Source organism: Oceanotoga sp., assembly GCF_030445905.1.
Lineage (GTDB): Bacteria > Thermotogota > Thermotogae > Petrotogales > Petrotogaceae > Oceanotoga > Oceanotoga teriensis.
Genome location: NZ_JASUSU010000077.1, coordinates 1 through 7,184 on the forward strand (window position 1 = coordinate 1; position 7,184 = coordinate 7,184).

The following is a 7,184-nucleotide window of genomic DNA, read 5'->3' on the forward strand; positions in this document are numbered from 1 at the left end:
ATGGTAGTACACTTTTTGTGTGCAAGAGTAAGTTTCGCCCCTTCTTTTTTTCTAAGAGAGAACTTCTTTGTTCTCTCTTTTCTTTTATTTATTCTAAAAAACAAATAAAAAAAACAGTCTCAATTTTGAGACTGTTTCATTCATCTATGGAAGAAGAACATTCTTTACAATAACCTTTTATCTTTATAGTGAATTCTTTGGGTTCAAAACCATTTATTTTATCTTTTAAAAGAGTTAATAATTCAGCTTTAGAAACATTCACTCTTTCAGCTTTTGCACAATTTTCACATATTAAAACAACGTTTTCTTCTTCTGTATCTTTTCTGATGTATTCGTATTTTATATTTTCTTCATCAAACCTTATTTCTTTTATCAATTTTAATTCAACAAGAAGATCTATAGCTCTTTTTACTGTCATTTTACTTGTTCTTTGATTTCTTTTTTTTCTTATTTCCATAAATACATCATCGATACTCATCAATCTTCCATTAGACTCCATAAATATTCTTAAAATTAATTCTCTTTGTGCTGTCATTCTTTGTTTTCTATTTTTTAGTGTAGATTTTAAAAGATCTTGTTGAGTCATTTGAAGTACCTCCTAAAATGTAAAACTTAATATAATATTATTATAATTAATTAATTAACGTACTTACACTAATCATAACATTTGTTTATTTAAAAAGTTTGTATATTTTATGAACAATTAATTAATAAAAAGAAACATGTTAAACTGTATGAATATCTATTTTCCAACCTGTTATCTTAGCTGCAGTTCTTGCTGTTTGTCCACCCTTTCCAATAGCAAGGGAGAATTGATCTTCTGGTACATATACTACGGCTTGAGTATTTTCTTCATCTATACTTATATTTTTTACTTCAGCAGGTGCAAGAGCATTTTTTATAAATATTTCAGGATTATCAGAATATTGAATTATATCGACTTTTTCTACTTTTAATTCATTTAATAATTCATTTATTCTCATACTGTTTTCACCTATACAAGCGCCAACAGCATCTACATCTTTATCATTAGACTTTACAGCTATTTTTGTTCTTATACCAGGCTCTCTATATATTTTTACTATTTCTACAATATTTTCTTCTATTTCTGGAACTATTGTTGTTAATAATTCTATTATTAATTCAGGAGAAGTTCTCGTTACAAGTATTTTTGGACCTTTCGTTGTTTTTTGAATGTCTTTAACATGAACTTTTATTAAATCTCCTTGAAGTAATTTTTCGCCCGGGATTATTTCTTTTTCTGGAAGTTTTGTTTCCAATTTTCCTATTCTTATTTCTGCATATCCATCAGCAACTTTTAATACTTCTGCGTTTGTTATCTTGTTTCTCAAAGATACGTATTTATCAAAAAGAGCTTTCTTTTCAAGTTCTTTTATATTCTGTAAAATAACTTGTTTAGCTGTTTGAGCAGCTATTCTTTTAAAATCTTTCTTTAAATTAATTTTTTTCCTTATTTCTTCACCTATTTGAACTTTTGGATTAATTCTTTTTGCTTCTTCTAAAGACATTTCTTCCTGTAAATTTTCAACATTTTCAACAACTTGCCAAACTTGATAAACATTTAATTTCGTAAATTTATTATCCATTTCTACATCAACATTTTTTGTTCCGTAATTTTTTTTATATGCGCTTTTAATTGATTTTAATATTATATCTATTAAAACATCTCTACTTATTCCTTTTTCTTTTTCAAATGTATCAAGCGCTTCTAATAAGTTTATATTCACAAATTACACCTCCGATTAAAAATCTATTTCAAGGTTGGCTCTTGATATGTTATCCATTTCTATTTTAAATAAACTCTTTTTTGAAGATTTTTCTTCTATAATTATTTCATCATTTTCAATGTTTTTTATGTATCCAGTGAAAGAGTTTCTATTTTCAACCTTGTTTTTTGTTATTATTTTTGCTAATTTCCCTTTAAATCTTATAAAATCTTCTTTAGATCTTAATGGTCTATCGAGACCTGGAGAACTTATTATTAAATCATAGCTTCCAAAAGGAAAATCTTGTTCTTCACACCAAGGTTCTATTTTTCTTGAGAAATTAGCACATGTTTCTATTGATACAAAATCTTTTAAATCATCTATTATTATTTCAATTGTTTTTCTTCTTTTTGAACCTTTTATATTGATTTCAAATATCTCTAAATTCATTTCTTTGGCTATTTCTTCAGCTTTTTCTGATAAAGTATTTTTTATATCTTTCATTCTCCGTCTTCCCCCTTATAACAAGATTCGAGGGCCGATTAGCCCTCGAAATTAATGCTTTTTATAGGTCTTCTGATAAATTATATCACATATAAATATAAAAATCAAGCATTGTTTAATATTTTTTGAATAGAATATTATGTTTTGTATATATTAATCAAAACATAATTTTTAATCTTTTTAATATTAATCTAAATAAATTAAAATATTAAATTGAAGATTATTTTACTTTTTTATAATTATATATTCAGTATAATGAACTTTTTTTATGATAGAATATTGTATGAATAAGTCTAATGGGAGGAAAATAATGAACTTTAAAATATATTTATTGAGTGTAATTTTTTTAATTCTTAGTTTTACAGGTTTTTCAGAAATAATATCATATATTTCAACAAAAGATGGAAAAATAATTGAGAATAGTTATATAGATGATTCATTATTATATGGAAGGTATTATGAAAATTTAAAAAATTATTTAAATATTGGAGATAAATATTATTTGTTTAATACATCTAATATATTATTCAATTCTTTGAAAGAAGTAGTTGATTATAAAATTATGGAGAAATATCTCAATGATAACAATATATTTATTGATTATGATAGTTTAAATGATAAAGTTGATCTTAATTATAATAGATTTAAATCAAATGAATTTATTTTTAATAAAAGTGTCATTTTTTTTGATGAAGAAAAAAATATAAGAAATTATATGAAAGTTAAGATATGGATGGAATTAGTTGATGAAAAATTTTCTGATTTTCTGATCAATAAGAAAATAAATATTTCAGTTGAAAATTGGTTTGAAAAATATAGAGGAAATTTTGATTTTATTGTTACTTGGAAACCTTTAAAAATAGAATATAGAATAGATAGAATTGATAAAACATCTAAATTAATAGAGACTGAACAATTTTATAGGAATATAATTTTTGAAGAAAAAGATGTACCTGATGAATGGATATTCTCCTATTTAAAATTAAATGATATTTCTTTCGAAAATAAAAAAAATACATTGGAAGATCTTAAAAAATTCAAAGCTCTCTCTCAATCTTTTAAAGATGGAAAAGTTATTGAAATGTCTTTGATTAATTTGAGTCAGGTATTGAATGAAAAATCTATAGAATTAGAGAATGAAAATATTTATAATTCATATAAGGAAATTTATTATTATAAAACATTATATGATATAAATTCAATGAATGAGCTTGATGAGAGAATAAAAATTTTAGAAGATGATCTGAATGATTTATCGAATTTTAAAAAAAGAATACTCAAGGAATTATATTATAAAAATAAAGATTCGCAGATTATAAATTATTTATACTCTAATTTTTCTGATGATTTAGATATAGATTATTTGTATTTTGATTATGTTTATGAAGTTATGAATGAATATTATTCTTTGTATGGAAGAGATGAAAATTTTATTATTAAAATAAAAAATAGTTTAACTCAATTACAAAATATATCTAGTACTTATGATGAAGATAAGCCAAAATTTGAAGATTTGATATACAAATTCAATAAACTTATTGATTAGCGAGATTATTATCTCGCTTTTTTGAGGAGATTTTTTATGAATTTTAAAGTTATTGCTTCTGATTATTTAAATAATGCGACTGATGAAAAATATAATAAGGCTAAAAAAATACTAAAAAATGAAGGTATAGAAAATTATAAATTTTATGAATTAGATGAAAAACTTTATATTTCTGGTTATGTTGAAGGAGTATTTAGTAAGTGTATTCTTTCAGAATCTTTTTTTTATGATTGTGAATGTGAATATTCAAAATTCAAAATAGGATTATGTGAACATATAACAGCTTTATTATTAAAATATATAAATTATATAGAAAGTGAAAAAAACAATAGTAATATTTTGAATTATAAAAGTGATTTTTTTTATATTGTAGATAAACTTGTTGATACATATCCAATAGAAAATTATTTTGATTATATTATGATCATAAGAGATGATAAAAATATCTATTTGAAATTTTATAAAAATGATAAAAATATTTGTGTCGATTTTGAATCTGATAACATTATATTGAATGAATTTTATTTAAATTTGCAAAATAATATTTATTTGAATAAAGATAAATATCAAATAAAGTCTTTTAAATTTTTACAAAGATATTCTAATTATTTTTTTATCGATGGAGATTATTTTAATTTGAACAATATTGAATTGGAATTATCATTAAAAAAAGAAAATGAAAATAGAATATTTGTAAATTGGAATTTTAAAGATAATAATGAGATCTTAAATTCATTCGATTATTATATTTCGAATTTTGATTATTTGATAGAAGATAAAGAGAATAGAAGATTTTATTATCTTTATTTAAACGGTAGAACTGATTTGAAATTAGAAGAATTAAAAGAAGAAATAATTGAAATTGAAGATTTTCAAAAATTTTTTAATGATTATATATTTGATTTAAATATTAATACTAAATTTGAAGATTTTGATAAACTTATTTTAACTAAGAATTCTATACCAAAGTTGTATATTTTGAGAATAGGAGATAAATTCAAATTTAAAATTAAATTTGAATTATATGATAAAGAATTAGATTTTAAAGATATTAAAAATTGTTATTATGATGAGAAATTTTTAGAAAATGTCTTGAATGAATTAAATATTTATAAAATAGATTTGGATGATAATGGAGAAAAAGTTGTAGATATAACTTTTTTCGTAAATTTTATAGAAAATGATCTGAACAAAATTGATAAAAAAATAAAAGTTTTGTATTCTAAAAATATAAGAATATCAAACAATCCAATTATAAAAATTAGAACTAAAGTTTTTGATAATGAATATAAAATTGATTTAGATATAAATGATGAAATATTGAATCTTGAGAATATGAAAGAAAGTAATTATATTGTTTTAAAAAATGGAGATATAATAAAAATACCTTTAAAAATAAAAAAGATAATAAAAAAATATAATGAAAATAAGTATTTTAAAATAGGCGAATTAATTGATTATCAAGATATTCTTGAAGGGGATTTAAAAAAAGTATTTGAAGAGTTAAAAAAATTTAAAGAACTTGATAATTATGAATTAAATAATTTTAAAGGTAATTTGAGGGATTATCAGGTTTATGGATATAATTATCTTAAATTTTTGAATGAATATAATCTTGGAGGAATTCTTGCAGATGATATGGGTCTTGGAAAAACAGTTCAAGTTATAGCATTACTTTCAAATGTTTCCTTAGATAAAGGAGCATTGATAGTTTGTCCAAAAACACTCATACAAAATTGGAAAAATGAAATAAATACATTTTCTAACTTGACTGTTGGAGAATACATCGATGATAATGACCTTAATAATTATGATATTTTGATAGTTAATTATGCGACATTGATAAATAGAGAAAATTTAATAAAAAATTATTTTGATTATATAATAATAGATGAAGCACAGTATATAAAGAATAGATGGACTAAAACTTCAAAAGTAATCAAGAGTCTTAGGGCAAAAAACAAACTTGCTCTAACTGGTACACCAATAGAAAACAATATTGAAGATATATATAGTATATTTGAGTTTATACTTCCTGGATACTTTGAAAATGAAGATTTCATAAAAAAAGTTTATAAAAATAAAGAAGAAAAAGAAAAATTCATAAAAAAAATAAGCCCTTTCATACTTCGAAGAAAAAAAGAAGATGTTTTAGATGAATTGCCTGAGAAATTTGAAAAAGAGGTAAAATTAAATATGGAAGAAGAACAAAGATCTTTATATATTAAATATTTAAATTATTTTAGAAAAGAGATAAAAAAAGATAATATAAATATTTTTGAAGCCTTGTTGAGATTGAGACAGATTGCATGTCATCCTTATTTAGTTGATAAAACATTTAAAGAAAGTTCAGGAAAGTTTGAATTTTTAAAAGAATTTATTGAAGAAATTATGAATACTAATCATAAAGTCATTGTTTTTTCTCAATTTACTACAATGCTTGAGATTATTGAAAAATATTTAAAGGAAAAAGATTATAATTATTCAATTATAACTGGAAAATCTAAAGATAGACAAAATATTGTTGATGAATTTAATAATAATGATAATAAAAAGATTTTATTGCTGAGTTTAAAAGCTGCTGGAATTGGACTTAATATAACTGGAGCAGATTATGTTATTCATTATGATCCATGGTGGAATCCATCGGTAGAGAAACAGGCTACAGATAGAGTTTATAGAATAGGGCAAGATAAAGATGTCTTTGTTTATAAACTTATAAGTATTGATAGTATAGAAGAAAAAATTTCTGTTTTAAAAGATAAAAAAAATAAATTATATGAAGATATTTTGGGAGATAAAGAAATATTTTCTGATATGAAAAAAGAATATCTTGAAATTTTATTTGATTAAAGTTTATAAATGGCGGTCGGAGCACCCGCCTTATCAAAACACGGAGGTGTTATATATGAAAAATAACACAAAAAGGATAGTAAATTCAGGTGTTGTAGCGGCAGTTTATGTAGTTTTATGTATTTTATTCCAACCTATAAGCTTTGGGCCAGTACAATTTAGAATAGCTGAAGCATTTACTGTATTGCCATTTTTAGATGCTGCTTTTATTCCAGGTTTGTATATAGGTGTTTTATTAGCAAATATCATAGGAGGCCTTGGAGCTTGGGATATTTGGTTGGGGAGTTTTTTTACTTTAATAGCTGCATACTTAACTTGGAAGATGCCTAATAAATGGCTTGCTCCACTTCCTTCAGTTTTAGTAAATGCATTTGGTGTTTCTGCGTATGTATCGTTTTTGTACGAAGTTCCTTACTGGATTTCTGTTTTATGGATAGGAATAGGACAAGCTGTAGTTACATACTTAATAGGAATTCCTATATTAATATTATTTAAAAAACATTATAAACCATCTTAAGCTGGTTTATAATGTTTTTTTTAAAATTAGTGAAAAA

Annotated in this window: 6 protein-coding genes; 3 read left to right on the forward strand and 3 right to left on the reverse strand. The window is 22.8% G+C overall.

All coding sequences use genetic code 11. The annotated features are described in order from the left end of the window. Positions 1-136: 136 nt before the first annotated feature. From PWP28_RS13555 to rimP, 3 genes are all read right to left on the reverse strand, one after another. Entirely contained in the window at positions 137-586 is a 450-nt protein-coding gene (locus PWP28_RS13555; protein ID WP_264149767.1) for a Fur family transcriptional regulator, read from the reverse strand. Between the two features lie 139 nt (positions 587-725). Next, the gene (nusA, locus tag PWP28_RS13560; RefSeq protein ID WP_109605024.1) at positions 726-1,748 is read right to left on the reverse strand and encodes a transcription termination factor NusA; all 1,023 of its coding nucleotides are present in this window, start codon (positions 1,746-1,748) and stop codon (positions 726-728) included. Between the two features lie 15 nt (positions 1,749-1,763). Continuing rightward, positions 1,764-2,231: a ribosome maturation factor RimP gene (gene rimP / locus PWP28_RS13565; RefSeq protein WP_264149768.1), complete on the reverse strand. Its 468-nt coding sequence runs from the start codon at positions 2,229-2,231 to the stop codon at positions 1,764-1,766. A 310-nt stretch (positions 2,232-2,541) separates the two neighbouring features. Between rimP and PWP28_RS13570 the strand changes: the two genes are divergently transcribed. The 3 genes from PWP28_RS13570 to PWP28_RS13580 are packed head-to-tail and all read left to right on the forward strand — an operon-like array spanning position 2,542 to position 7,147. Then, positions 2,542-3,777 carry a hypothetical protein gene (locus PWP28_RS13570; protein ID WP_308644991.1) on the forward strand — a complete coding sequence of 412 codons (1,236 nt, stop codon included), beginning with the start codon at positions 2,542-2,544 and terminating at the stop codon, positions 3,775-3,777. Positions 3,778-3,813: 36 nt separating this feature from the next. Next, complete coding sequence (locus tag PWP28_RS13575; RefSeq protein ID WP_308644992.1) at positions 3,814-6,630, forward strand: DEAD/DEAH box helicase; 2,817 nt, start codon at positions 3,814-3,816, stop codon at positions 6,628-6,630. A gap of 55 nt (positions 6,631-6,685) precedes the next feature. Next, on the forward strand, positions 6,686-7,147 hold the full coding sequence (locus tag PWP28_RS13580) for a QueT transporter family protein (RefSeq protein ID WP_264149771.1): 462 nt from the start codon (positions 6,686-6,688) through the stop codon (positions 7,145-7,147). Positions 7,148-7,184 lie beyond the last annotated feature (37 nt).